Source organism: Xanthomonas sp. SHU 166, assembly GCF_000364685.1.
GTDB classification, from domain to species: domain Bacteria; phylum Pseudomonadota; class Gammaproteobacteria; order Xanthomonadales; family Xanthomonadaceae; genus Xanthomonas_A; species Xanthomonas_A sontii.
In genome coordinates, this window is sequence record NZ_AQOJ01000431.1 from 1 (window position 1) to 1,263 (window position 1,263).

The window sequence follows — 1,263 nt, forward strand, 5'->3', positions numbered from 1 at the left end:
CCCGCCGCCGGCTGCCCCGGTCGCCCCGCCGCCGCCGCCGGCCGCTGCGCCGAGCTGCGCCGATCTGGACGACGACGGTGACGGCGTCAACAACTGCGACGACAAGTGCCCGAACTCCCAGCCTGGCCAGACCATCGGTCCGGACGGCTGCCCGGTGCCGGTGTCGATCGACCTGAAGGGCGTCAACTTCGACTTCAACAAGGCGAACCTGCGTCCGGACGCTGTGGCGATCCTGGGCGAGGCCACCGAGATCCTGAAGCGTTACCCCGACCTGCGCGTCGAGGTTGCCGGTCACACCGACTCGAAGGGTACCGAAGCCTACAACCAGAAGCTGTCCGAGCGCCGCGCCCGCGTCGTGTACGACTACCTGACCAAGAACGGCGTCAGCGCTTCGCGTCTGGTCGGTCCGATCGGCTACGGCGAGAGCCGTCCGATTGCCCCGAACACCAACCCGGATGGTTCGGACAATCCGGAAGGCCGTGCGAAGAACCGTCGTACCGAGCTGAACGTCCAGAACTGATCGGACGCTTCCAGTCTCAAGCAAAGCCCGGCCTCGTGCCGGGCTTTGTTTTTGTGGGGTGGGAAATGTATGTCGGTGTCGTTGTGGGAGCGGCTTCAGCCGCGACAGACGTCCTGGAAATGCCTGCCGCGGCTGAAGCCGCTTCTGCAGGATGGACAAAGCATTCAAGCTGAATTTTTTCAGCAATCCCAATTATTTAGCGCATGTAGTGCCGGTAACAGTTGAAAGCACGCCGGGGCCTGCCTACACTCGCTCGTCGACTCGCCTGAATGGAAAAAAACCGATGCTGCGTATCGTGACGGCCAGCCTGCTCGCGCTCGCCCTGATTCCTGCGGCCCACGCCGCACCGGATTGCTCCGGCGATCTGCTGCCCAAGCCGCTAGCGCTGCCGGCCACGGTTGCGGCGCCGGTCGCTTCGGAACTGTTCAGCCGCAACGTGCAACTGGGTATGCCCAGCGGCGTGCTGACCCAGTCCTACAGCAGCGACCAGTCGCTGGACCGCGTGCTGCTGCGGCTGCGCGCCGAAGGCTGCCAGAGCCTGGCCAATGCCACCCCGGGCGCGGTGAAGCCGAACGATCCGGCGGCCTACAAGCCGGCCACCGCCTTCGACAACACGCCGTGGCGGTTCGACATGAGCCAGAACGGCAAGCGCATGACCGCCGAGGAGTTCGACGCCTGGATGAAGGCGCGCGGCGTGCGCGTGGTCAAGGCGCGTCCGGCCGCTGCACCTGCCGCCGCCGCCA

2 protein-coding genes are annotated in these 1,263 nt (G+C 66.0%); both read left to right on the forward strand.

Annotated features, from left to right (window positions below; all coding sequences use genetic code 11):
• On the forward strand, positions 1 to 520 hold a 520-nt coding region (locus D180_RS11745), incomplete at its 5' end, for an OmpA family protein (RefSeq protein WP_017912948.1).
• A gap of 283 nt (positions 521 to 803) precedes the next feature.
• Positions 804 to 1,263: hypothetical protein (locus tag D180_RS11750; protein ID WP_017912949.1), on the forward strand; the 460-nt coding region annotated here is incomplete at its 3' end.